General features: G+C 61.1%; 17 protein-coding genes. 9 read left to right on the top strand and 8 right to left on the bottom strand.

Translation table 11 applies throughout. From position 1 onward, the window contains the following. Positions 1-300: 300 nt before the first annotated feature. Positions 301-2097 carry an acyl-CoA dehydrogenase C-terminal domain-containing protein gene (locus F451_RS0108370; protein ID WP_020680911.1) on the bottom strand — a complete coding sequence of 599 codons (1797 nt, stop codon included), beginning with the start codon at positions 2095-2097 and terminating at the stop codon, positions 301-303. A gap of 297 nt (positions 2098-2394) precedes the next feature. Between F451_RS0108370 and F451_RS0108365 the strand changes: the two genes are divergently transcribed. Continuing rightward, a complete protein-coding gene (locus F451_RS0108365) occupies positions 2395-2712 on the top strand; it encodes a DUF1840 domain-containing protein (RefSeq protein WP_020680910.1) in 318 nt (105 codons plus the stop codon). 41 nt (positions 2713-2753) lie between these two features. Here the strand turns inward: F451_RS0108365 and F451_RS0108360 are convergent, their stop codons facing one another. Beyond that, positions 2754-3815: a substrate-binding domain-containing protein gene (locus tag F451_RS0108360; RefSeq protein WP_020680909.1), complete on the bottom strand. Its 1062-nt coding sequence runs from the start codon at positions 3813-3815 to the stop codon at positions 2754-2756. A gap of 125 nt (positions 3816-3940) precedes the next feature. Between F451_RS0108360 and F451_RS0108355 the strand changes: the two genes are divergently transcribed. From F451_RS0108355 to F451_RS0108330, 6 genes are all read left to right on the top strand, one after another. Continuing rightward, complete coding sequence (locus tag F451_RS0108355) at positions 3941-4432, top strand: formate dehydrogenase subunit gamma (RefSeq protein ID WP_020680908.1); 492 nt, start codon at positions 3941-3943, stop codon at positions 4430-4432. Further along, positions 4432-5967 (top strand): formate dehydrogenase beta subunit, encoded by a 1536-nt coding sequence (locus tag F451_RS0108350; protein WP_020680907.1) that lies wholly within the window; start codon positions 4432-4434, stop codon positions 5965-5967. Before F451_RS0108355 ends, F451_RS0108350 begins: the two co-directional genes overlap by 1 nt. Before the next feature lie 19 nt (positions 5968-5986). After that, a complete protein-coding gene (fdhF, locus tag F451_RS0108345) occupies positions 5987-8860 on the top strand; it encodes a formate dehydrogenase subunit alpha (protein ID WP_020680906.1) in 2874 nt (957 codons plus the stop codon). Next, a complete protein-coding gene (gene fdhD, locus F451_RS0108340) occupies positions 8860-9720 on the top strand; it encodes a formate dehydrogenase accessory sulfurtransferase FdhD (RefSeq protein WP_020680905.1) in 861 nt (286 codons plus the stop codon). The genes fdhF and fdhD overlap by 1 nt, the downstream gene beginning before the upstream one ends. 12 nt (positions 9721-9732) lie before the next feature. Next, positions 9733-9981: a formate dehydrogenase subunit delta gene (locus tag F451_RS0108335; RefSeq protein WP_020680904.1), complete on the top strand. Its 249-nt coding sequence runs from the start codon at positions 9733-9735 to the stop codon at positions 9979-9981. Between the two features lie 280 nt (positions 9982-10261). After that, positions 10262-10597: a hypothetical protein gene (locus F451_RS0108330; protein WP_156826411.1), complete on the top strand. Its 336-nt coding sequence runs from the start codon at positions 10262-10264 to the stop codon at positions 10595-10597. Positions 10598-10694: 97 nt separating this feature from the next. Here the strand turns inward: F451_RS0108330 and F451_RS0108325 are convergent, their stop codons facing one another. Together F451_RS0108325 and F451_RS0108320 are read right to left on the bottom strand one after the other, a co-directional pair. Next, on the bottom strand, positions 10695-11663 hold the full coding sequence (locus F451_RS0108325; RefSeq protein WP_020680902.1) for an agmatinase: 969 nt from the start codon (positions 11661-11663) through the stop codon (positions 10695-10697). A 225-nt stretch (positions 11664-11888) separates the two neighbouring features. After that, the gene (locus F451_RS0108320; RefSeq protein ID WP_020680901.1) at positions 11889-13400 is read right to left on the bottom strand and encodes an aldehyde dehydrogenase family protein; all 1512 of its coding nucleotides are present in this window, start codon (positions 13398-13400) and stop codon (positions 11889-11891) included. Between the two features lie 358 nt (positions 13401-13758). Here F451_RS0108320 and betA point away from each other — a divergent pair, with 358 nt between their 5' ends. After that, positions 13759-15438 carry a choline dehydrogenase gene (betA, locus tag F451_RS0108315; RefSeq protein WP_020680900.1) on the top strand — a complete coding sequence of 560 codons (1680 nt, stop codon included), beginning with the start codon at positions 13759-13761 and terminating at the stop codon, positions 15436-15438. 288 nt (positions 15439-15726) lie between these two features. Here the strand turns inward: betA and F451_RS0108310 are convergent, their stop codons facing one another. Further along, positions 15727-19155: an adenylate/guanylate cyclase domain-containing protein gene (locus F451_RS0108310; protein ID WP_020680899.1), complete on the bottom strand. Its 3429-nt coding sequence runs from the start codon at positions 19153-19155 to the stop codon at positions 15727-15729. Positions 19156-19409: 254 nt separating this feature from the next. Between F451_RS0108310 and F451_RS25100 the strand changes: the two genes are divergently transcribed. Further along, positions 19410-20366 carry a LysR family transcriptional regulator gene (locus tag F451_RS25100; RefSeq protein WP_020680898.1) on the top strand — a complete coding sequence of 319 codons (957 nt, stop codon included), beginning with the start codon at positions 19410-19412 and terminating at the stop codon, positions 20364-20366. A 370-nt stretch (positions 20367-20736) separates the two neighbouring features. On the opposite strand, the gene F451_RS25095 is transcribed toward F451_RS25100, so the two are convergent. From F451_RS25095 to F451_RS0108290, 3 genes are all read right to left on the bottom strand, one after another. Next, positions 20737-22215 carry a purine-cytosine permease family protein gene (locus tag F451_RS25095; protein ID WP_020680897.1) on the bottom strand — a complete coding sequence of 493 codons (1479 nt, stop codon included), beginning with the start codon at positions 22213-22215 and terminating at the stop codon, positions 20737-20739. 2 nt (positions 22216-22217) lie between these two features. Next, the gene (locus F451_RS0108295; protein WP_020680896.1) at positions 22218-22430 is read right to left on the bottom strand and encodes a hypothetical protein; all 213 of its coding nucleotides are present in this window, start codon (positions 22428-22430) and stop codon (positions 22218-22220) included. A gap of 174 nt (positions 22431-22604) precedes the next feature. Further along, positions 22605-23585 carry a Vgb family protein gene (locus tag F451_RS0108290; RefSeq protein WP_051103920.1) on the bottom strand — a complete coding sequence of 327 codons (981 nt, stop codon included), beginning with the start codon at positions 23583-23585 and terminating at the stop codon, positions 22605-22607. Positions 23586-23612: the final 27 nt, after the last annotated feature.

Genomic DNA, 23612 nt, shown 5'->3' with positions numbered 1-23612 from the left:
ACATAGCCGACAACGGCACAATAGTACCGATCAAACCGGTGCTCGACGGTAATCATGACGCCATTGTTACAATAATAACTCAGCTGGCGAGGCCCTGCTCGCAATGAAAGCAGAATCAGCTATGTAACCGCTTGAACAGACAGGGGTTTCCAGAGTGTTTGAGGGGCGTTGCAAAGACGGGGCATGCGCCATAACGCACCGCAGTCAGACAACGCCTTACATAAAGAAGCCGCCGCATTCGGATTAGAATACGGCGGCTTCTCTTGCGACAGCGGCAGCGGGAAAGCCTGCAAAAGCGTATCAGAAAGCGAAGGCATCCTCGGGCAGATCAAGCAGAGTATCGATACTGTCCGTCAGCGTCGCCGCCAGACCTTCATTGCGCGGCAGAATACGGCGGAAGTAAAACCGCGCCGTACTCAGTTTGGCCTTGTAAAAGGCCTCTTCACTGCTGCCAGCAGCCAGCGCCTGCTGTGCCTTCACCGCACTCAGGGCCCAGAGATAGCCCAGCACCGTATAACCGCTATACATCAGGTAGTCGAACGCGGCGCCACCAAGCTGAGCGGGATCCTGGCCGATTTCCGCCACCAGTCGATCGGTGATTGCATTCCAGCGCTGCAACTGTCGCTCCAGCTCACCGATTAAATCACCTAGCTCTGCGTTGCCGCGCTCGGCGTCGATAAACGCCTGCACCTCGGCGGCGAAGCCCTGCTGCAAGGCCCCCTGACTGCCATTGACCTTGCGTCCCAGCAGATCCAGCGCCTGAATGCCATTGGTGCCTTCGTAGATGGGCGCGATGCGGGCATCGCGCAGGATCTGTTCCATGCCCCACTCGGCAATGTAGCCATGCCCGCCCAATACCTGAATCCCCAGGCTGGCCGCCTCGACGCCCATTTCGGTCAGGAAGCCCTTGGCGATCGGAATCAGCAGGGCTAAACGCTCCTCGGCGCGTTGGCGCTGTGCCGGATCTTCTGCACCATGCGCAAGATCCACCAGCTGGGCACAAAGGTAACTGAAGGCCCGTCCGCCCTCGGCAAAGGCTTTCTGGGTCAGCAGCATGCGACGCACATCCGGATGCACGATAATCGGATCGGCGCTCTTGTCCGGCGCAACTGCACCGCGCAGGGACCGCATCTGCAAGCGCTCGCGGGCATAACTCAAAGCCCCCTGGTACGACAGTTCGGCATGGCAGATACCCTGCTGGGCAATAAACAGCCGGGCATTGTTCATGAAGGTGAACATGCACGCCAGCCCCCGATTAGGCTCGCCAAGCAGAAACCCCCGCGCACCGTCAAAATTCATCACACAGGTCGCGTTGCCGTGAATGCCCATCTTGTGTTCCAGCGATCCGCAGCCCAGGCTGTTTGGATCGCCGAGGCTACCATCCTCATTAACTTCATGACGTGGTACCAGGAACAGCGATATGCCCTTGTTGCCCGAAGGGGCATCGGGCAGGCGAGCCAGCACGATATGCAGAATATTCTCCGACATATCGTGCTCACCCGCGGAAATGAAGATCTTGGTACCGGTGATGCGGTAACTGCCATCTTCACTGGGCTCGGCGCGGGTACGCAACAGGGCCAGATCCGAGCCGGCCTGGGGTTCGGTCAGGCACATGGTGCCGGTCCACCGGCCTTCCACCAATGGCGGCAGAAAGCGCGCCCGCAACGCATCGGTAGCGTGGGTCATGAGGGTCGTCATCGCACCGTGGGACAGACCCGGATACATGGTCCAGGACCAGTTGGCGCTACCGTTGATTTCCGCCACGACCGAGGCCAGCGACTCGGGCAACCCCTGACCGCCGAATTCGGGTGCCTGAGCCAGGGATGGCCAGCCGCCTTCGATATATTGCGCGTAGGCTTGTTTGAAACCTTCTGGCGCAATAACACCGGTATCGGTCAGAGTGCAGCCCTTGTCGCCGGATTGATTCAGCGGCGACAGCACCTGGGATGCGAACTTGCCCGCCTCCTCCAGAATGGCGTCCACCATATCCGCGCTGGCATCCTCAGCACCGGGAAGTTTGCTGTAATGACCTTCAAAATCCAGCAGTTCCTGCATGGCAAAGCGAATATCACGCAGCGGGGCTTTGTACTCTGGCATTCTGGTAACCTCTTGCGACAGTCCGAAAATAATAGCGGGCGCTATTGCTTACCGGGTATTACCACCACCGTGGCAGTGCTAATACCCTGTAATACGCCTGGAAAACTTAGCAAACAGTGTGGTCAGTCAGCCGCTCGGCGACAATAACAATTACAGTCGAATAATTGACATTTACGGCCATCACATGACAGTGCGAACTGGCGTTAACAGCCACGACTAACACCATGACAGCACGCGTCTCAGGCGCTATGCTGAATCGTGCAGTACACCTATTCACAGCCACGATGCGAGATTCAAATGCTGGTCACTTTTAGCTCAGACGCCTATGCCGACATTACCCTTTTTGGCGATCAAGCCATGCAACTGATCGAGATGATGGGGCACAGTCGCGTTGTACCTGGCGCAATTCTGGCCGCCGATGTACCCGCCGCCCTTGCAACGTTGCAGCGGGCCATTACGGATACGGCAGACGTGGCAAAGAACGCCGACAAAAACGATGAAGATGACGATGAGACAAAAGAGGATCAAGTGCCATTGTCGACCCGCGCCTTCCCGCTGCTACAGCTGCTGCACGCCGCCGCCAGCGAAAACGCCGATGTGCTCTGGCATAACTGATTCTGGGCGACAAATGTGTCGGCGGAGCGGCGCGCGAGCAATCAGGCGCCGAACAGCTCATCAAGACCGCAGACCTCGCCGCAGTGGCTGGGCGAATAGCCCGACAGTGTACTCACGGCCTCCTTGAATGCATCGCTTTTGATCGTGTCAATCAGCCGCTGCACCTTGGGATCGTTCAGCGATTGCTTGTGACAGACCATCAGATAATGTTCGGTAGCCAGCGGCACAAATGCCAGCCCGAACTGCCGTGCCGCCGCCTCCACGCCGAAACCGGCATCCGCCATACCTGAGGCGATGTAAGCGGCTACCGCCGAGTGAGTATACTCCTCCAGTTCATACCCCTTGATCTTGCGCGCCGACAAGCCCGCATCACGCAAAAGGCCATCCAGCAGCGCCCGGGTTCCAGAATCCTTCTGCCGGTTGATAAAGCGCACATCGGCGCGCAACAGGTCATCCAGGCCCTTGATGCTGTGTGGATTATCCGGCTTGATCATCAACCCCTGGCATCGGGTAATGAAACGGATAATGCGGTGACTGCGAGGTTTGAGCAAACGACGATAATTCTTCATCAATGGTCCGCTGATGGCCGCCGTGGGAACGTGAAAACCGGCCAGGTCACAGGCGCCACGATTGAGGGCTGCCAGGGCTTCCTGCGGACTGCAATACTGCAAATCCAATTGAACGTCCGTTGCAAAACGCGGTAACAGCGCTACCGCGTAACCATGGCTGGCATGAAGCCTCAGCACCGGCTTTACCCCTTCAAGCAGCTGCTGAATCTCCAGATTCAGTTCCGATCCCAGACTCTCCAGCTGCGGCCCCAGACGCGCGGCAACGCGCTGCTCGGCCCAGAGCAGTTTTTCCCCCAGCGGGGAGAGCCAGGCACCGCGTCCTTTTTGCATATTTACCAGTGCGACGCCGAAAAAATCCGCCCACTTGTTGAGGAGGTTCCAGGCATGGCGATACGAAATACCCAATTCGCTCGCCGCCAGGGTCAGTTTGCCGCTGTGGTGCACGGCACTGAGTAATCCAAACAACTGGGGATCGAGCCGATTGCCTGCTTCATCGGTAAATGACCAGGCCGGTGTAATCTGTATTTTTTTCATATGAACTTTATTTCATATTTTGTGTTGGACCCAGCAATGCTAACTTGGCCGCATAATTTATAGAAACATAATCGCTAAATATGCACCTAGATGCATATATAACGATAAGAGCCTAGGTGAATGCAATGAGCGGCCTCCCCCAGTGGACCCCCGAGTTGATCCAAGCAGAAATTGACGCCTTGAAACACAAGCCCGGCGCACTGCTACCTATCCTGCACGCAATTCAGGACAAATTTGGTTACGTGCCCCCCGAGGCCGTTCCCCAGATCGGCGATGCCCTGCATCAAACCCGGGCTGAAATCCACGGCGTAATCAGTTTCTACCACCATTTCCGTACCGCCGCGCCCGGCACCCACACGTTGCAGATATGCCGCGCCGAAGCCTGCCAGTCCATGGGATCACGCGCTCTGGAGGCCCACGCCAAGGCCAGCCTGGATATCGACTACCACGGCACAACGGCGGACCGGGAGATCACGCTTGAACCGGTGTATTGCCTGGGTAACTGCGCCTGCGCTCCCTCGGTCCGGATCGGTGATGAGATACATGGCCGGGTTACACCCCAGAAACTGGATCGCCTGGTGAGCCGCCTGACCACCCGCGCACTGGAGCTGAAATAATGACCACACGTATTTTTGTCCCCTGCGACACCACCGCCCTTGCCATGGGTGCCGATGCGGTTGCGGCAGAACTCGCACAGCTGGCCCACGCCCGTGGTGCTGACGTTGAAATTATTCGCAACGGCTCCCGCGGCCTGTTCTGGCTCGAGCCCCTGGTGGAAGTACAGACCGACGCCGGCCGTATCGGTTTTGGGCCGGTCGAGGTCGAAGATGTCGCCAGCCTCGTAGAAGCCGGCCTGTTTGCAGGTAGCACTGAGCATTCGCTCGCGCTGGGCCTGGTCGAAGAAATCCCGTTTTTGAAAAATCAGCAGCGTCTCACCTTTGCGCGCTCCGGCATTACTGATCCGGTATCCATCGAGGATTACCTCGCGCTGGACGGTTTCAACGGGCTGCAAAAAGCGCTGCAGCTGGACAGCCAGCAGATCATTGATGAAGTCAAGGCTTCGGGCCTGCGCGGACGCGGCGGCGCCGCCTTCCCCACCGGCATCAAGTGGCAGACGGTACTGAACGCACCCGCTGAGCAAAAGTACATTGTCTGCAACGCCGATGAAGGCGACTCCGGCACCTTTGCCGACCGCATGGTGATGGAGTGCGACCCCTACATGCTGATCGAGGGCATGACCGTTGCCGGACTCGCCGTAGGTGCAACCCAGGGTTACATCTACCTGAGATCCGAATACCCGGTCGCGCACCGGCTGATGAACGAGGCCATCAAGCGCGCCTATGCTGCCGGCTACCTCGGCGAGAACCTGCTGGGCAGTGGCAAGCAGTTCGAGCTGGAAGTCCGCCTGGGCGCCGGTGCCTACATCTGCGGCGAAGAGACATCGCTGCTGGAAAGCCTCGAAGGCAAGCGCGGGCTGGTGCGTGCAAAACCGCCGCTGCCAGCCATTGTCGGTCTGTTTGGCCAGCCCACGGTGGTCAACAACGTGCTCTCGCTGGCGGCTGTACCCTTCATCATGGACAAGGGAGGCGACACCTACGCCAGTTACGGCATGGGCCGCTCGCTGGGCACGCTGCCGATGCAGCTGGCCGGCAACGTCAAACAGGGCGGCCTGATAGAGCTGGCCTTTGGCGCGACGTTGCGCGAGCTGATGGAAGACTTTGGCGGCGGCACATACTCCGGCCGTCCGTTGCGCGCGGTGCAGGTCGGCGGTCCGCTGGGCGCTTATCTGCCAGAGAGTCAGTGGGATACGCCGCTGGATTATGAGTCCTTTGCTGCCGTCGGCGCGGTGCTAGGCCATGGCGGCGTGGTGATGTTCGACGATACTGTAGACATGGGCGAACAGGCCCGCTTCTCAATGGAGTTCTGCACTGTCGAATCCTGCGGCAAATGCACGCCGTGCCGCATTGGCTCGACCCGCGGCGTTGAGGTCATCGACCGCATCCGCGAGGGCGAAAATACGGACGCCAACCTCGAACTGCTGGCCGATCTGTGTGAAACCATGGTGGATGGCTCTCTCTGCGCGATGGGCGGCATGACGCCGTTCCCGGTACAGAGCGTCATGAAACACTTCCCTGAAGATCTGCAGCGCTGAGCGGACGGAGACCAGAATTATGTTGCAACATTTTGATCCAACTAAAGATTATGGTACCCCGGCCAGCCTGTCCGAGACACTCGTCACCCTCGAGATTGACGGCGTTGAAGTGACTGTGCCCGAAGGCACCTCGGTGATGCGTGCCGCTGCGCTGCACGATATCAACATTCCCAAGCTGTGCGCTTCAGACAACCTGGAAGCCTTTGGCTCCTGCCGCCTGTGCGCCGTACAGATCGACGGCCGGCGCGGTCTGCCCGCCTCCTGCACCACCCCGGCCGAAGCCGGCATGAAGGTAACGACGCAGAACGGCAAACTGGCCAAGCTGCGCCGCAATATCATGGAACTGTACATCTCCGATCACCCGCTGGACTGCCTGACCTGCCCGGCCAACGGCGACTGCGAGCTGCAGGACATGGCAGGCGCCGTGGGCCTGCGCGAAGTGCGTTACGGCTTCGACGGCGAAAACCACCTGGACGCCGAGAAAGACCATTCCAACCCCTACTTCAGCTTCGATGCGAGCAAGTGCATCGTCTGCTCGCGCTGCGTACGCGCCTGTGAAGAAGTCCAGGGCACCTTTGCGCTGACGATCGAGGGACGCGGCTTCGACTCCAAGGTCGCCGCCGGCCAGGGCGGAGACTTCATGGACTCCGACTGCGTCTCCTGTGGCGCCTGTGTACAGGCCTGCCCGACCTCAACGCTGATGGAAAAAAGCGTGATCGACGCCGGTCAGCCGGAGCACAGTATCGTCACGACCTGCGCTTACTGCGGCGTAGGCTGCTCGTTCGAGGCAGAAATGAAAGGCGACCAGGTCATCCGCATGGTGCCCTACAAGGGCGGCGATGCGAACCACGGTCACTCCTGCGTCAAGGGTCGCTTCGCCTTTGGCTATGCCACCCATAGCGACCGCATCAAGCACCCGATGATCCGCGATTCCATCGACCAGCCCTGGCGCGAAGTCAGCTGGGAAGAGGCCATCGCCTTTGCAGCCCGTCGCCTGAAGGAAGTCCAGGCACAGTACGGCCGCGAAAGCATCGGTGGCATCACCTCCTCGCGCTGCACCAACGAGGAAACCTACCTGGTGCAGAAACTGGTGCGAGCCGGCTTCAAGAACAACAACACCGACACCTGCGCCCGCGTCTGCCACTCGCCAACGGGCTTTGGTCTGAAGGCAACACTGGGCGAATCCGCCGGCACCCAGACCTTCGATTCGGTCATGCAGTCCGACGTCATTATCGTCATCGGTGCCAACCCCACCGACGCCCACCCGGTATTCGGCTCGCTGATGCGCAAGCGTCTGCGTGAAGGCGCCGAACTGATTGTCGTCGATCCGCGCAAAATCGACCTGCTGAAAACGCCGCACCTCAAGGATGCCCAGCACCTGCCGTTGCGCCCGGGCACCAACGTTGCCATGATCAATGCGCTGGCCCACGTCATCGTGACCGAAGGACTGGAAGACAAGGCCTTTATCGCCGACCGCTGCGATGACAAGGCCTACCAGGCATGGCGCGAGTTCATCCTCGATGCACGCCATGCTCCCGAGAATGTCGAGGCGATCACCGGCGTACCGGCCGACAAGGTTCGCCGTGCGGCACGCACCTACGCCACGGCGCCCAACGGTGCTATCTACTATGGCCTCGGCGTCACCGAGCACAGCCAGGGTTCCAGCATGGTCATGGGCATCGCCAACCTGGCGCTGGCCACCGGCAACATCGGCCGTGAAGGCGTGGGTGTAAACCCGCTGCGCGGCCAGAACAACGTGCAGGGTTCCTGTGACATGGGCTCCTTCCCGCACGAGTTGCCGGGCTACCAGCATGTGTCCGACGATACTGCCCGCGCCCGCTTCGAGCAGGTCTGGGGCGTCAAACTCGACGACGAGCCGGGTCTGCGTATTCCCAACATGTTCGACTCCGCCATCGCCGGTACCTTCAAGGCGTTGTACGTACAGGGCGAGGACATCGCCCAGTCCGACCCCAACACGCACCACGTGGAGTCGGCGCTCAAGTCGCTGGACTGCCTGATTGTGCAGGATATTTTCCTCAACGAAACGGCCAAGTTCGCCCATGTGCTGCTGCCGGGCTCCTCCTTCCTGGAGAAAAACGGCACCTTCACCAACGCCGAGCGGCGCATTAACCGTGTACGCAAGGTAATGCCCGCCCTGGCCGGCAAGGAAGACTGGGAAGTCACCCAGGACCTGGCCAATGCGCTGGGCTACCCGATGAACTATGGCCATCCGTCCGAAATTATGGACGAAATCGCCAGTCTGACCCCGAGCTTTACCGGCGTCAGCTACGACAAGCTTGAGGAACTCGGCAGCATCCAGTGGCCCTGCAACGACCAGTACCCCGACGGCATGCCGACCATGCACGTTGAGGACTTCCCGATCGGCCGTGGCCAGTTCGCCATCACCGAGTACGTGGCTTCCGAGGAGCGCACCAACCGCCGCTTCCCGCTGCTGCTGACCACCGGGCGCATTCTGTCGCAGTACAACGTAGGCGCCCAGACCCGCCGTACCGACAACCAGGTATGGCATGACGAGGACGTGCTGGAAGTGCATCCGTCTGACGCCGAGCTGCGCGGCATCAAGGACGGCGACTGGCTTGGCATTTCCAGCCGCGCAGGCCAGACCGTGCTGCGCGCGCGCATCAGCGAGCGCATGTTGCCGGGCGTGGTGTACACCACCTTCCATCACCCCGGCAGTGGCGCCAACGTGATCACCACCGACAGCTCCGACTGGGCCACCAACTGCCCCGAGTACAAGGTGACCGCGGTGCAGGTCGAGAAGGTGAGCCAGCCGTCCGAATGGCAGCAGAATTTCCGCGCCTTCGAAAAGCTGCAGCACCAGCTGCTCAAGGGTGACGCCGCTACTCTCACAGATGGTAACGGGGCCGGCTGATGGGCACCCTTCCCCTGGGCAGCTGTGAGGCCCGCGTGGATATTCGCACGAACGCGGGTGCGGCCGACAGCACCCCGCTGCAAGCCACAGATTGCATTGCTCTGGAAGTGCCGGTGGCGCTGGTTTTCAACGGCATTTCCCATGCCGTGATGATGACCAGCCCCACCGACCTTGAGGATTTTGCGCTGGGTTTCAGCCTGACTGAAGGCATTCTGCAGCACCCCGATGAGCTATACGACATCGAGGTGCTGCAGGAGGAACACGGCATCAGCGTGCAGATGCAGATCAGTGCCGAACGGCTGACGTTACTGAAACAGCACCGTCGCAATCTCACCGGTCGTACCGGTTGCGGCCTCTGCGGTACCGAATCCCTCGAACAGGCGATTCGTCCGGTACCCCGGGTGCAGGCACCGGTACTGTCGGATCAGGCCATTCAGCATGCCCTTGCCTGCCTGCAGCAGCACCAGCCGCTGCAGGCAGGGACAGGCGCCACCCACGGGGCGGCCTGGTGCAACAGCGCCGGTGAGATCCTGCTGGCACGGGAAGACGTGGGCCGTCACAACGCGCTCGACAAACTGATTGGTGCGCTGATGAAGACCGACCTGCCCCGCGAAGGCGGCTTTGCACTGGTATCCAGCCGGGCCAGTTACGAGATGGTGCAAAAGAGCTGCAGCGCAGGCTTTGGCGCCCTGGTCGCCGTGTCGGCCCCCACCGCTCTTGCCATCGAACAGGCGCGCCTGGCCGGGCTCATGCTGGTCGGTTTCGCCCGCCCTGGGCGGCACGTGATCTATCATCCCGGCAACCGTACTCCACAGGATAACAACTCCCATCAGGTCAACACCGCCCGTGCGGCGGGTTAAGGACAGAGTCCCATGAACCAGCTCGATACCCTGATCCACATGGCGAACCAGATCGCCGACAACAACAGCCACTACGGTACCCAGGAAGAAGCCGCCGCTCGTGTTGCTTCTCACCTGACGAAGTTCTGGGCGCGCAGCATGAAACAGCAGATCATCGACTACCTGCACAGTGATGGCAGCAAGCTGAATCCGCTGGCACAGATTGCCATTGCGCAGATGCAGTCCAGCATTCGACCCGAGCCCGCCGACCTCTGCGGTTAACGGACACCCGCTAGCTGACAATCCGCGATATTCCCCTGCGTTTTACCGATGAAAGCCAACCACGGCGGAACCAGAATCAGCATGATTCTGGTGTATTGCATCGATGATGAGCGTTCATAGCGGCATCGAAAGCGATTCTGCGTTATGCTGTTCCGCAACAAGGGTGCCCGGGCCATTGCCGGCCTGATCACTGCATGGTTGCGGAGCTGTCACCCTCGCGCAGTCGTTCAGTGTGTCGATGTGGGCCCGAATCCAGAAAACGTTTGAGGTGATTCCATACATGAGCGGAATTGATTCCAGCTATGCCGTTGTCAGCAATCCAAGTCTTGAACTCTGGGTGATCGAATACACCTGGGACAACGAAACGAACGAAATCGGACACACCTCCCAGCACCCGCTGGTCGGTTTTGCCTATGGCGGCAATCGCACTCTGGTGCTGACCCCCATGGGCAGTTACAGGGTGCTGGGGGCATGCCCGGAACTCTCGTCCCAGGGTGGATTCTACCGTCTGGAGCCCACCCGCGCCGACACCCTGGTTTACCTGGTGAAAACGACCCGCAGTCAGGCACTGGAAACCATCGTGGAACGCGAATTCCTGGCGTTCAATCGCCGCTGACAGGGCACAGCAACACCCGCGTTAGCAAGTTTCCGGAAGGAAAATAGAGAGAAAGACGGCAAGCTGGCGGCGTACAACCGCCAGCTTTTTTTGTGTGTCAGGCCGACTGACTGCGAAGCGTGCGGCCATGAAAGACATAGCCGATCAGGTTCATCAGTACCTGGGCGGCGAGAATGCTGGTCGAGCCGGTCGGGTCATAGTCCGGCGCCACTTCGCACAGGTCGATTCCCACCACGTCGCCGCTCAGCGCCACGCCCTGCAGTATCTCCATCACCTCGTAATAGTTGAAGCCACCATGGCTCGGGGTACCGGTGCCCGGTGCAATGGACGGATCGAAACCATCGATATCGATGGTGATGTAGTAGTTCACGCCCTTTGGAATCAGGTCCAGCACCCCCCGGGCACCCAGGCGACGCACGTCGCGCACCGACAGGATGGTGGAGCCCACCGCCTCAGCCGCCTTATGATCGGCCCGGTTGGACGAAGACACGTTGCGGATGCCCAGCTGCGTCATGCCGGTGACAAAATCCTGCTCGGATGCACGGCGAATCGGATTGCCGTGGCCGAAGCGCACCCCGTGACGCTCGTCGACGAAATCCAGGTGCGCATCGATCTGAATGATATGGATGGGGCCGCGGCCCTCAAAGGCGCGGATACAGGGCGCATTCACCGAATGGTCGCCGCCGACAACGACCGGCAGCACACCGGCATCGAGCATCTTGCGCACGCCGTATTCGATATTGGCGTGGCTCTTCTCGGTGTTGGTATGCACCATGTCGGCATCACCGATATCGACAATGTCGACACCTTCCAGGTACATCACATCGTCTTCGTAGGAATAGGCGCCACCGTGGCCAAACGAGAACAGCGTCGACGCCTCGCGAATGGCGCGCGGCCCCATGCGCGCACCGGAGCGCCACTGGGTACCGCAGTCAAAGGGCGCGCCCATAAAGGCCACGTCGGCCTTGATGTTGTCCCAGTCTTCGCAGGTGCGGTTCTTGCCGAAGGTACAGAAGCCGACAAACGGCAGGTTCAGTCGGCCTTTTTCGTAGGCATTTTCACTCATTTTATTATCCTCAAAGATGCAATATGTTCAGAACCGTAGGATGGGTTAGGCGCGCATTGCATAGATCCCAGAACACTTCAGGGTCCCGGGCGCGCCATAACCCATCATTGATCCGGCAGTCCGAGGGGCTGATGGGTTACACGACGCCCAAACAATAAACTGGCTTTGGAAATGTTTCAGGTGCGTCGCTAACCCATCCTACGAAGCAACGACCTCATGCCCTTGTCAGCTCAGCGTGATCCACACGGATTTGGTTTCCAGCAGGCTTTCGAGCTGCTCAGGTCCCAGATCCCGGCCGAAGCCCGACTGCCTGTAGCCGCCGAACGGCATGGCCGGGTCGATGGTGCTGTGACCATTGACATAGACGGAGCCGGCTTTGAGCTGCGGAATCAGCCGATGCACGCGGTTGAGGTCATTGGAGTAGATGGCCGCCGCCAGGCCGTAAATGGAGTCATTGGCCAGCGCCACGGCGTCTTCTTCGCGGCTGAAGGACTGGCTCACCAGCACCGGCCCGAAGATCTCCTCCTTCACCACCTTCATGTCATTGCGACAATCCGCAAAGAGCGTCGGCTGAACGAAATAGCCAGCCCCCTCCTGGGTTTTGCCGCCGAACACCAGCCGTGCGCCTTCCTGCCGGCCGGCTTCGATATAGCTGAGCACGCTATCCTGCTGTTTGGCAGACACCAGCGGGCTGATAAAGCAGTCCGGGTCCAGCCCGGGCGCGATCTTCAGGCCACTAACGTACTCGGTCAGGGCTTCAAGGAAGGGCTCGTAGATCGATGCATGCACATAAAGCCTTGAGCCGGCATCGCACACCTGTCCGGAATTGAAGAAGATGCCCTGGGCCACCGCATGCGCCGTGGCTTCGATATCGGCATCTTCGAACACCAGCACCGGCGACTTGCCACCGAGCTCCAGCGTCATGCGTTTCATATCCTGCAGCGCAGCCTGCCCGACGATCCGCCCGACGGGGGTGGAGCCTGTGAATGTGATCTTGTCGATGCCCGGGTGGCTGGACATGGCCGCGCCCACCACCGAACCGCGCCCGGTGACGATGTTCACCACACCGTCCGGAATGCCGGCCTGTTGCACCAGTTCGGCAAAGCGCAGCGTGCTCAGCGACGTCAGTTCCGCCGGTTTGACCACCACCGTGCAGCCTACCGCCAGCGCCGCGCCGAGTTTCCACGCCATCGTCTGCAGCGGGAAGTTCCACGGAATGATTGAGGCCACCACGCCCACCGGCTCCTTGCGGGTATAGGCCACGTAGCTGCCGGGCAAGGACGCCGGCTCAACGCTGCGCCCATAGATCTTGGAGGCCCAGCCGGCGAAGTAGCGGAAGGTATCGATGGTGCCCTGAATATCCACCTCCAGCGCCTGCACCACCGATTTGCCCATGTCGATGGACTCGATTTCGGCCAGCTCCTGGGCATTGGCTTCCAGCAGATCCGCCAGCCGGTGCAGCAGCCGTTCGCGCTCCAGCGGTTTCAGGCGGCTCCACTCGCCCGCATCGAACTGATGGCGGGCGGCGGCGACGGCGCGATCCAGATCCTCAGCGGTGCCTTCCGGTATCCGTGTCAGCAGTCCGCCGGTGGAGGGCTCTATGACCTCGCTGACGGCGCCGTCACTGGCTGCGACCCAGTCGCCGCCGATAAACATGCGGGGTGTTTTGGCGAGAAAGTCCCGCGTCGCCTGTGAAACCTGATAGTTGTCGAGATACGCCTTAACGGTAGTGTCCATCGTTGCCTCGCTCGTTGTGCTGGTTATTGGCCGGGCCTTCACCCTGTGGCAACCAGTATCGGAAAGGCATAAACATTTAAAAATATCGATCTATCAATACTTGGATTGATAAAAGCTTATGCAAGAAAACCTTCAGTAGCGGCACGGGCGACGCGGGCATCAAGGGAGGAAATACATTTACCAATATAAATTTATCGATTGATACAACGATATTTATCAACCAAACCCCTTCATCAAGAATAGGAACTCAGCACAGGCCGGCGCACCTGGGTCCACGGGACCCGCTGCGATCGCGCAGGGCAAGAGGCCCAGGGCAGGACGCCCGGCATCCAACAAGCATAATAAAGGGGTATCAAGCATGACTAATCGGTATGACTACATCATCATCGGTGCCGGTTCCGCCGGTTGCGTACTGGCTAACCGGATGTCGGAAGATCCGGCTACGTCCGTGCTGCTGCTGGAGTCAGGCGGGAGCGATCGCAGCGTGATTATCCAGATGCCGACCGCCTTCTCGATGCCCATGAACACCAAAAAGTACAACTGGCGTTACGAGACGGTCCCCGAGCCCCACCTGAACGACCGCCGCGTGCATTGTCCCCGCGGCAAGGTACTGGGCGGCTCCTCGTCGATCAATGGCCTGGTGTACATTCGCGGCCATGCCTGTGACTTCGATGAATGGGAAAGCCTGGGCGCCAAGGGCTGGGGCTATCAGAGCTGCCTGCCCTACTTCCGCAAGGCCGAGACGCTGCAGCTTGGCGGCGATGAGTACCGCGGTGACAGCGGGCCCCTGCACACCAACAACGGCAACAACATGGCCAACCCGCTGTACGGCGCTTTCGTCGATGCCGGCGAACAGGCCGGCTATATCAAGACCCGCGACTGCAACGGACAGATGCAGGAGGGCTTCGGCCCCATGCACATGACTGTCAAGAACGGCGTGCGCTGGTCAACCGCCAATGCCTACCTGCGCCCCGCCATGGGCAGGCCCAACCTGACCGTAATCACCCATGCCATGACCCGCAGAATCATCCTGGATGGCAAGCGCGCCAGCGGCGTCGAATACTCAAGAGCAGGCAGCACCCATACCGTGCACTGCAACCGCGAAGTCCTGCTGTCGGCCGGCCCGATCGGCTCGCCTCACCTGCTGCAACTCTCCGGAATCGGCCCCAAAGACGTGTTGCGCGAGGCCGGCATCGAGGTGCTGCACGACCTTCCCGGGGTCGGCGAAAACCTGCAGGACCACGCCGAAATCTATATCCAGTTCAAGTGCAAGCAGCCGATCACGCTGAACAGCAAGATGGACCTGCTGAGCAAGGCGCTGATCGGTGCCCGCTGGCTGCTGCGCAAGGATGGCCTGGGCGCCACCAACCATTTCGAATCCTGCGGATTCATCCGCTCAGAGGCGGGCCTGAAATGGCCGGACGTACAGTTCCACTTCCTGCCGGCCGCCATGCGCTATGACGGCAATGCCCCCATCAAGGGCCACGGCTTCATGGTACTGACCGGGCCCAACAAGCCCAAAAGCCGCGGCCACGTGCGTGCCGTTTCACCGGATCCCGAAGTCCATCCGGCGATTCAGTTCAACTACCTGGAGCGCGAGGAAGACCGGGAGGGGTTTCGCAAATGCGTGCGCCTGACCCGGGAAATCATCGGCCAGCCGGCGATGGACGCCTACAACGACGGCGAAATCGCCCCCGGCCCCCAGGTGCAGACCGACGAGGAAATCGACGCCTTCGTGCGGGACAACTTAGAGAGCACCTATCACCCCTGCGGCACCTGCAAGATGGGCGAAGACGAGATGGCGGTGGTGGATTCACAGCTGCGCCTGCACGGTATCGCCGGCCTGCGGGTGATCGACTCCTCGGTATTCCCCACCGAAACCAACGGCAACCTCAATGCCCCCACCATCATGCTGGCCGAACGGGCATCAGACCTGGTTCGCGGCCGCCCCACCCTGCCGCCCGCCGACGTCGACGTCGGCCTGGTCCCCGGCTGGGAAACCCAGCAGCGGCCCCGCACACCGGTGCGCAAGGTTTGAACGATAGGTGAAAGCTGAAAGCCGTAAGCCGTAAGCCGTAAGCCGTAAGGAAGGGTCGATGAGTTATCTCATCGGCCCTTTTTGGTTTCAGAGTAGCTTCCGCTTTCGACTGTGAATTCAATTGGTGAGCGCAACCTTGCAGCTGGATTACGCTCCTTCGGATCTTCATCAACCTACAAATGCACCGGCAACGGCAGGCATTAAACCAATCCTGCAATGTCCGCTTCGCGCCAGGTGCCGACATCAATCCACTCTCCCCCGCACCACCCCAAACCCCGATAACAGGACTCAGCCCGCCCCGTCCAGTTGTGCCAGCAAGGCTTTGGCGGCGCCGACGCAGGCCGAGTCGTCGTTTTCCGGCGCTGCGCTGCAGATGGCCTTCAGCAGCTCCTGCGCCTCCTCCGGCCGGTTCTGCCGCACCCGCAGCTGCGCCAGGGACAGCATTCCGCGCCACTCCAGCAGCCTTGCGCCCTGCCCGCGTGCCACGTCGATCGCTTTGAGAAAACAGTCTTCGGGCGTTTGGGGTGCTGCGGCCCCGGACTCAGGAGCCTCCGGCGCGGCCAGCAGGCAGTCGCCCGTGAGCCGGTAGAGTTCCACCGCATAGAACCGTTCCTGGGTTTTTCCCACCCGCTGCAGCGCTTCATCGAGTACCTGCAGCGCAGCGCCGGCCTGCCCGGCTCTGAGGAGGGCATCGGCCAGCAGCCCGAGGAAATGGGTCGTGAACATCTCGGCGCCCGTCGCCCGATAGTCTACCAGCCCCTGGCGAATCAGCTCGATGCCCGTGTCCAGATCGCCCTGTTCGGCCAGCGCCCAACCCCGCAGAATGTTCCCGTGGGCCAGCCAGTATTTGAATCCCAGTTCCCTCGACAGCTCCACAGCCGCATCGGCACGGGACAGCACGTCCTCCCCCTCCTGCCGGAACAGATGATTTTCGGCGCTGTATACGAGGGCGAATGCCAGGCTGACAGGATGGGACAGCTCCCTGGCCAGGGCCAGGGCCTCATCGCTTCGGCGCTGTGCCTGGTCCGACTCCCCCAGCAGCTCAAACGTCAGTGCCAGGAGGCAGAGGCAAAGCACGCCAGGGTCCAGACCGTAGAGGAAGGCATGGGAACGGTGCTGCCGGGGGTCATAGAGGGCGATTCCCTTTTCCATGTTGTCCCGGGCCGACAGCAGCTCGCCCAGCGGAATCAGCACGGCGCCGACACTGCCATAGGCTTCCAGCAGGAGGCCACTGTCCTGCTCTCGCTCCGCCAGCTGCAGCAATGGCTCGGCGATATCCAGCGCGGCCTGCAGTTCACCCCGCACCAGATAATAGGCATCCAGCCCGAAGAGTGCGGTGAACTGCCCGGGCACGTCGCCACACTGCTGACTGAGTGCCAGCGCCCGGCTGTAGGTGGTTTCGACTTCAGGTGCTGCATAGCCCCTGATGGCCATCCAGACCGGGCCCAGCGCCAGTTGCAGCCCCAGTTCCTGACCGTGGCGCTCAGGCGTATCGGGCAGACGTCCTATCAGTTCCAGGGCCGAACCCAGATGGTCCACCGCTTCCATATTGGCCGAGCGGTGCAGCGCCTGTTCGCCGGCACGCTGCAGGTACTCCACCGCTTTCAGGACGTTGCCGCTGCAACTGTAATGGTGGGCCAGCTCGTTGCAACGCTCCTCAAGATGATCGGGAAACAGTGCCTCGATCGCCTGAGCACTGCGTTCGTGCAGCGCGTTGCGCCGTTCTGTCAGCAGCGATCCGTAGGCGACTTCCTGGGTCAGGCCATGCTTGAAGGTATATTCCACTTCCGGAAACGCCGGCCGCTCGTAGAGGAACTCGCCGGTCTGCAGGCGAGACAACAGTCGCCGCAGCTCGTCCTCGGGCCGGTCCACTACCTGGCACACCAGGCTCCAGGGAAATTCCTTGCCGATCACCGCCAGCGTCTGCAGCAGTTCTTTTTCGTCCGCGGCGAGGCGGTCGATACGGGCACTCAGCACGCCCTGTACCGTGGTCGGGATATGCAACGTTTCAGGGGCCTGTTCTAGCCGATAATGGCCGGGCTCGCCGAGCAGTCCGCCCTCTTCGACCAGGGTCTGCACCACCTCTTCGAGGAAGAACGGATTGCCTTCGGTCTGCGCCATGATAAGCGGCTTGATGGCGGCCAGCGTCGGGTCATCGCCCAGCAGGGATGCGAGCAGTTCTTCGGCTTCGGCCCGCCCCAGGGGGTTCAGCCTCAGCTGGGTATAATAGCTGCGACCTCCCCAGTCGTGCTGGTACTCGGGGCGATAATTGACCAGCAACAGCAGCCTGCTACTTGCGATACCCTCGATCAGATAATCAAGAAAGAGGCCGGTTTCGCTGTCCAGCCATTGCAGGTCCTCGAAAATAACCACCACCGGCTGGTTGAGGCTCTCCCGCATCAGAAGCTGCCTGATCGCCTCGAAGGTGCGCTGACGGCGCAGTTGCGAATCCATCTGCGCCAGCGATGCGTTCGCGTCGGCCAGACCCAGCAAATAAAAGAGATAGGGCAGGCTGTCTTCCAGCCGTCGGTCCAGCGTCAGCACCTTGCCGGTCACTTTCTCGCGGCGCAGACGCTCGTCATCCTGGGGGACTATCTGCAGATACGCCTTGAGCAGCTCGATCAACGGCAGATAGGCAAAGGCCTTGCCGTGGGAGACCGAGAAGGTTTCCAGTACCAGGCAGTCCTGCTGTGCGCGGGGCCTGAACTCGTAGAACAAGCGTGATTTTCCCACGCCCGGCTCCCCCACCACCCCGACCACTTGGCCACGGGAGTCCCGAACCCGCGACAGCGCCTTGGAGAGCTGCTCGAGTTCTGGCTGGCGGCCGACAAAAGGTGCCAGGCCGCGGCGGGCGGCGATCTGCAGCCGGGTGCGCAACGGACCGCTGCCCAGTACTTCGTACACACTGAGCGGTTCGGCAACGCCCTTGACCGGGATCGCCCCCAGGGCCTTGAACTCGAAATAGCCTTCGGCCAGGCGGTGGGTCGCCTCGCTGACGACAATGGAACCCGGTGTCGCCAGCCCCTCCATGCGCGAAGCCAGGTGAATGGACTGCCCGACCGGTTCATAGTCGGCACGCAGATCCTCGGTATGGATGGAGCGCACCACCACTTCCCCGGTATGGATACCGACACGGATCTGCAGCGGTATCTCCTGCTCCAGACGCACGCGGTCGGCATACCGGTGCATCGCTTCCTGCATGCGCAACGCGGCATAGAGCGCCCGCTGCGGGTGATCCTCGTGCGCGATGGGCGCACCGAACAGCGCCAGAATGCCATCGCCCAGGGATTTGGCGACATAACCCTCGTAGTGATGGACCGCCTCCATCATCAGCGCCAGTATCGGATCGATCAGGTTTCGCACCTGTTCCGGATCGAGGTTCTGGATCAGTGCGGTGGAACCGGCCATGTCAGCGAACAGCGCGGTGACAATCTTGCGTTCACCGCCGCTGCCGCCCCGCATCCGCTGTGCTGCCTGCTCGGCAAGGATGCGTTCGGCCAGGTGCTGTGGTGTGTAGTGAATCGGCGCCAGGGTATCCGCGGACGCGACCACGCTGACGTCGGTCTGTGCCAGCCCAGTTCCGCACTCGTCGCAGAACTTGGCCGTCGGCCTCAGTGTATGGCCGCAGCTGGGGCAGCTGAGCGCCAGGGCGCCACCGCACTGATTGCAGAACCTGGCTCCCTTGGGATTTTCGAACCCGCAGCCGGCACAGCGCATGGGCCCCCCCGAATTGGTTTGCTGCCATAGACGCCACAAAGCCCCAGTCGATGTCGACAGAGGGTTGCGGCCGTTATTAACAATTAACAGCATAGCCCGCCTGTCCCGGGGCATCGCTGAATCGCGCCGGCGTCGACGGTACGAACATGACCTGTCAGACGCCACAACCGATGCCAATCAGGCCACGATGGCTGAACGCATAACATTGAGCAATAATGCTGTACTGACAGTTACTTTGGTAAGAGCAAAAGCATATGACCGCCCGCCATCACAGCCTGCCGAACCTGGCAGACTTCGACCTGCGACTGCTGCGTGTTTTCCATGCTGTCGTGCACAACAAGGGCTTCGCCGCGGCGCAGGACGAGCTGGGGGTTTCCCAATCCACGATCAGCATCCAGATCGGCCAGCTGGAGGATCGTCTGGGCATGCGCCTGTGCGAACGCGGCCGCAAGGGATTCCACCTGACCGAAGAAGGGCAGATCGTGTTCGAGGCCTCGCTGAGCCTGTTTCGCGCGGTCGAGAACTTCCGCGGCATGGTGGGCAGCACCCGGGGTCAGCTGATCGGCGAGGTTCACTTCGGCATCGTCGATGCCATCGCCAGCAACCAGGAGATCAACCTGCACCAGGGCATCGGCGACTTTGCTCAGCTCGCGCCCGAAGTGAAGCTGCATATCAACCTGTCATCCCCCCAGGAGCTGCTGCAGGGGCTGATGGAGGAGCACTACCACGTGATCCTCTCGCCCATGTCCCGGCTGCACAGTTCCGTGCGCTTTATTCCCACCTTCCGCGAGCAGCAGACACTGTACTGCGGCGCAGGCCACCCGCTGTTCGAGCTGCCAGAGCGCGAGCTCAGCACCGACAGCATCAGCCAGCACGCCTATGCCGGCCGATCCTACATGCGCGACTGGCAACCGCCGCAGGAAATCGAATTCAGGCACCAGGCCACCGCCTCCCATATGGAGAGCATCGCCCTGATGATTCTGTCCGGCGGCTACCTCGGCTACCTGCCCTCCCATTACGCCGCCCGCTGGGTCGAAGCCGGTCAGATGCGGGCCCTGCTCGAATATACCCTCTCCTACCACGAACAGTTTTACCTGGCGTATCGCAAGAGCGAACGCAACCGTGCCGCCCAGGCCTTCGCCCGGTGCATACGCCAGCAGATGGAAACCGAGACGGAGACAGATGCTGGGTTGCGAGACCTTCAAACCTGACCACTAGCGTCGCCACCGAAGCGAACAGGTCACTGTAGGGTCGCCTCCCCGGGCCAATTCAGGTACGTTGTGCGTAGGATGGGTGAAGTGGCGTAATCTTCTGAAATAAAACGAATATTGCGAGGCCCGAACGCCGCGTAACCCATCAGATTTTCCGGGTGCGCTTGCTGCGCTGATAATATCGATAATGGGTTACACCGTCCTAAACATCGCTGACCCGGCTGTCATTCGTCGTCCAGCTTACTAGCAAGAAAGGGTGGCAACGTCCGCAAGACCGCTGCCACCCTTTTGTACTGCTCACTAATTAGTCATTTCTAAACACGCCTCACTAATAACGGCTCAGCATTCACGGCTCACGACGGACGCCCCATCACTCAGCCCTCACCGCCGACTGCATGTCTGCGGGCTCACGCGTTTCAGTCACTCTCCTGGGATAGTCACCCCAGCCGGTGCGGGCAACGAAAAACCGCGTGAAGACGACATGCACCAGGCCCGCCAGCGCGCAGGACGGCAGGGAGGCCGATACCAGGGCGAAGACCGCCGCGTTATCCAGGGTCTGCGGATTGAAGATCAGCACGTAAACGACAAAGCCTGCCACCAGCGCCAGCAGGGCCGCAGGGTTAAAGCCGTGCCAGTAACGAAAAGCGGACTGCGGCGCCGGGGCAAAGATATGCCGCAGGCTGACCCGCTGGCCGCGCAGGATAAAGTAGTCGGCGATGCCGATACCGGCCAGCGCGCTGTTCAGTGCCGAGGTCCAGACCAGGAAGATAAAGAAGCCGTCATAGATACCGGGCAGCGTGAAAATGATGACCACCGGCGCGACGCAGAACAGCACCACCAGCAGTTCCCATTTCAGCGCCCGCAGGCGTGACCCGACCACCTGCCTCAGCCCCACGATCGAGGTGTACAGGATATTGGCCATGCTGGTGACATTGGCGAAGGCAACAAAACCGAGCGCCACGATACCGAAGGCAAAACCGCCAATCTGCGTCATCCAGACCGTCGGATCACTGTTGCCGAACCGGGCCGCCGCCAGCAAGCCCACCACTTCACCCAGCACCGCCGCACCGAACACACCGATCATGTTCGGCCAGAAGGCGGTGCGCTGGTTCTTGCTCAGGCGTGCCAGGTTACCGATATAGGGCCACCAGGAAAAACCCGCCGCCATGTTCACTTCCACCGCGATCATGAAGTTCAGCTGCTTGTCCTCGAAGGGGGCATCCAGCGCGGGCAAGGCCATGAGTTCGGCAAAGCTGCTGTTACTAAAAATCAGGTACAGCATCACGCCCATGATGATGACCAGCGTCGGCGCGAGAATGGTATTGAACACCTTGATCGAGGTCGGCCCCCTGGCGACGATAAAGGCGGTCAGGCCAATGGCGAAAAAGGCCGCCAGGTAGACCAGCAGCCCCTGGGGTTCTGCCGCCCGCTCGGTAACCATCCCGGTCAGGCTGTCGATGGAGCGCCCGAACATCAGGCCCAGCACCGCCAGCCAGCCCATGGTCAGAAAGACCACCGCCAGCAGGTAGACCAGCCGGCTGCCATTGGCACCGAACATGCTTCGCAGGAAGGTAAATTGCTCGGTACCGTATTTGCCGCTGGCGACGCAGGTCGACAGCGCCATGATCAGCACACCCAGGATGTTGCCAATGATAATGGCGGCGATACCCGCCTGAACCCCCACAAAGAGTGCGGTGGCGCCGCCAATCAGGAATGCCCAGGTGGCGATGGCCAGGGCGGAGTTGGCGTAGGTGAACTCCCAAAAACCCCACATCCGCTCGCTGGGCAGCAGTGGGGTGTCGCCGCGCTCGGCGGCCAGTTTACGCTCGGCGTTTTGCGTCGATGACATGCTCAGTACCCCCACACAAAGAACGTGATCAACAGCCCGATCGTCAGCAGGGCTATCGCCGTGTAGTCCGTGGCACCCAGGGCACCCGGCCAGTTACCGCTGGCTTCCAGCTCCTCATACACGCGTATGCGCCGTTCCAGATCCTGGTCGCGTTCCGCATCTCCGGCCCCAGTTCCCGGGGGCGATACAGGTCGATCGCTAGTCTGTGTTGCCATCTTTTTCTCCTGGCTTTTTATAGTTATCACAGAGAGGCCGCAAACCCCTCCTGCCTGAAGTATGTAAAGCGGGGTTAGGTTGAACAATATCGCGGTATCAATACATACTTTCGCCAGCAGTAATGTATAAAGGCGGCGGTTGCTCCGCTCCCGGTGCCGCCAGGCCCGGGCGCGCTAGTCGGTACGGATCAGCACCAGCCGGTCGAGCCCGGACTCCGGCAGCCAGACTTCCCCGGGGCGGCCGAGAATCTGCCGTACATTGGCACCGGGGGCACTGCCCGGGTAGGCGATAAAGGTTTCCGTTTGCGGGTTGAAACTCAGCACGGCATTGGCGCCAAAATCACTGACCCAAACGCTGTCCCGCGCATCAACATAAACGGCATAGGCCTGGGGCCTGTCGCCGGGCAACTTCCAGCTCGCCCAGCTATTGTCCCTCGGATCGAACCGGCTGAGATGGCCTGAATTCCACTCAGACACCCAGATGCGCCCGCTGCTGTCCGACCAGACCCGGCGCGCCCCCTGCCCCGCCCGCGGCGGCTCAATCAGGATGGCATTACCCGTGCTGCGATCGATACGGGCGATATGACTGCCGGCCAGGGAGGCGTAGTAAATTTCACCCTCGGGTGTAGCCGCAATGCCGTAGGGCCCTCGCCCCCGGGGTGCATCCCAGACTTGCATCTCGGCGTTGCCGGGGTCGAGCCGGCCGTAGATACCGTTTTGCCCGGTAAACCAGAGTTTGCCGTCGCCATCAAAGGCCGCGGTATTGAGGTTGGCCCGCGCCCGGTTCGCCGGTAACGGGTACTGTGTGACCGCCTCGCTGGCGGGGTCATAGCGCACTATGGCATTCAGGCCACCATCGGTGATCCAGGCCGCGCCATCCGGCCCCGCAATCACACCGTGGGGGGCCGAACCCTCTCCCAGCGGCACTTCGCGCACCGCCCCGGACTCCGGCTTCAGAATCCCGAGCACGCCCCGGCGTTGCCCCGTATACCAGACGTTGCCATCCGGTGCCGGCGCCACATCATGGGGCCTCGAGCCCGCCGGTAGTGCGTAGACCCGCGTCTGCGCCAGCGCCGACACACTGCCCAGCAGTAGCGTACTGATCATGGTCAGCGCCCAGAACCCGACGGCGGTGCGCCCTGTCAAGCCATGCATGATGACCTCCCATTGTTCCTGCTGTGT

It is taken from the genome of Marinobacterium rhizophilum DSM 18822 (genome assembly GCF_000378045.1).
Lineage (GTDB): Bacteria > Pseudomonadota > Gammaproteobacteria > Pseudomonadales > Balneatricaceae > Marinobacterium_A > Marinobacterium_A rhizophilum.
Note: the sequence above shows the minus strand (reverse complement) of the source record. Positions and strands in the feature narration are given on the sequence as shown.

What these genes read in the sequence shown, in the direction of transcription:
- F451_RS0108370 (WP_020680911.1), bottom strand. Translation starts at nt 2,097, where the DNA reads ATGCCAGAGTACAAAGCCCCGCTGCGTGATATTCGCTTTGCCATGCAG.
- F451_RS0108365 (WP_020680910.1), top strand. Translation starts at nt 2,395, where the DNA reads ATGCTGGTCACTTTTAGCTCAGACGCCTATGCCGACATTACCCTTTTT.
- F451_RS0108360 (WP_020680909.1), bottom strand. Translation starts at nt 3,815, where the DNA reads ATGAAAAAAATACAGATTACACCGGCCTGGTCATTTACCGATGAAGCA.
- F451_RS0108355 (WP_020680908.1), top strand. Translation starts at nt 3,941, where the DNA reads ATGAGCGGCCTCCCCCAGTGGACCCCCGAGTTGATCCAAGCAGAAATT.
- F451_RS0108350 (WP_020680907.1), top strand. Translation starts at nt 4,432, where the DNA reads ATGACCACACGTATTTTTGTCCCCTGCGACACCACCGCCCTTGCCATG.
- fdhF (WP_020680906.1), top strand. Translation starts at nt 5,987, where the DNA reads ATGTTGCAACATTTTGATCCAACTAAAGATTATGGTACCCCGGCCAGC.
- fdhD (WP_020680905.1), top strand. Translation starts at nt 8,860, where the DNA reads ATGGGCACCCTTCCCCTGGGCAGCTGTGAGGCCCGCGTGGATATTCGC.
- F451_RS0108335 (WP_020680904.1), top strand. Translation starts at nt 9,733, where the DNA reads ATGAACCAGCTCGATACCCTGATCCACATGGCGAACCAGATCGCCGAC.
- F451_RS0108330 (WP_156826411.1), top strand. Translation starts at nt 10,262, where the DNA reads ATGAGCGGAATTGATTCCAGCTATGCCGTTGTCAGCAATCCAAGTCTT.
- F451_RS0108325 (WP_020680902.1), bottom strand. Translation starts at nt 11,663, where the DNA reads ATGAGTGAAAATGCCTACGAAAAAGGCCGACTGAACCTGCCGTTTGTC.
- F451_RS0108320 (WP_020680901.1), bottom strand. Translation starts at nt 13,400, where the DNA reads ATGGACACTACCGTTAAGGCGTATCTCGACAACTATCAGGTTTCACAG.
- betA (WP_020680900.1), top strand. Translation starts at nt 13,759, where the DNA reads ATGACTAATCGGTATGACTACATCATCATCGGTGCCGGTTCCGCCGGT.
- F451_RS0108310 (WP_020680899.1), bottom strand. Translation starts at nt 19,155, where the DNA reads ATGCGCTGTGCCGGCTGCGGGTTCGAAAATCCCAAGGGAGCCAGGTTC.
- F451_RS25100 (WP_020680898.1), top strand. Translation starts at nt 19,410, where the DNA reads ATGACCGCCCGCCATCACAGCCTGCCGAACCTGGCAGACTTCGACCTG.
- F451_RS25095 (WP_020680897.1), bottom strand. Translation starts at nt 22,215, where the DNA reads ATGTCATCGACGCAAAACGCCGAGCGTAAACTGGCCGCCGAGCGCGGC.
- F451_RS0108295 (WP_020680896.1), bottom strand. Translation starts at nt 22,430, where the DNA reads ATGGCAACACAGACTAGCGATCGACCTGTATCGCCCCCGGGAACTGGG.
- F451_RS0108290 (WP_051103920.1), bottom strand. Translation starts at nt 23,585, where the DNA reads ATGCATGGCTTGACAGGGCGCACCGCCGTCGGGTTCTGGGCGCTGACC.